At 61.3% G+C, this 315-nt stretch carries 1 protein-coding gene; it reads left to right on the forward strand.

Features of this window, described 5'->3' with window-relative positions:
- Positions 1-315: DNA-directed RNA polymerase subunit alpha C-terminal domain-containing protein (locus CYJ76_RS11875; RefSeq protein WP_331250406.1), on the forward strand; the 315-nt coding region annotated here is incomplete at both ends.

Genomic DNA, 315 nt, shown 5'->3' on the forward strand with positions numbered 1-315 from the left:
CCATCACCGCCCGTGATGCTATGGCATCCGCAGGTAAGACCCTGGTGGAGCTGTTCGGTCTGGCCCAGGAGCTGAACCACGAAGCAGAGGGCATCGAAATCGGCCCGTCGCCGCAGGAAAGCGAGCACATCGCTGCCTACAGCATGCCGATCGAGGACCTGAACTTCTCCGTCCGCTCCTACAACTGCCTGAAGCGTGAAGAGATTCACACCGTCGGCGAGCTGGCTGCACGCACGGAGTCCGACCTGCTGGACATCCGCAACTTCGGCCAGAAGTCCATCAACGAGGTCAAGGTCAAGCTGGCTGGCTTGGGTC

It is taken from the genome of Kytococcus schroeteri, assembly GCF_002847825.1.
Taxonomy (GTDB): domain Bacteria; phylum Actinomycetota; class Actinomycetes; order Actinomycetales; family Dermatophilaceae; genus Kytococcus; species Kytococcus schroeteri.